Here is a 530-nt window from a genome sequence, read left to right on the forward strand (position 1 = left end):
ATCCCAGAGCCAGAGCGTGACATCGACAAAGCATTCCTAATGCCAATCGAAGACGTATTCTCAATCTCAGGTCGTGGTACTGTAGTAACAGGCCGTGTTGAATCTGGTATCGTTAAAGTTGGCGACGAGATCGAAATCGTTGGTATCCGTGACACTCAAAAAACCACCTGTACTGGTGTAGAGATGTTCCGTAAACTGCTTGACGAAGGTCGTGCAGGCGAAAACTGTGGCGTACTACTACGTGGTACTAAGCGTGAAGACGTACAACGTGGCCAAGTACTAGCTAAGCCAGGTTCAATCACTCCTCACACCAAGTTTGACGCTGAAGTATATGTATTGTCAAAAGAAGAGGGTGGTCGTCACACACCATTCCTAAACGGCTATCGTCCACAGTTCTACTTCCGTACTACTGACGTAACTGGCGCAATCCAATTACAAGACGGTACTGAAATGGTAATGCCTGGTGATAACGTTGAGATGGGCGTAGAGCTTATCCACCCAATCGCTATGGACAAAGGTCTTCGCTTCGC

At 47.5% G+C, this 530-nt stretch carries 1 protein-coding gene; it reads left to right on the forward strand.

Annotated features, from left to right (window positions below):
• On the forward strand, positions 1 to 530 hold a 530-nt coding region (locus JMX96_RS13595), incomplete at both ends, for an EF-Tu/IF-2/RF-3 family GTPase (protein WP_265088995.1).

Source organism: Psychrobacter sp. JCM 18900 (assembly GCF_904846625.1).
Classification (GTDB): Bacteria; Pseudomonadota; Gammaproteobacteria; order Pseudomonadales; family Moraxellaceae; genus Psychrobacter.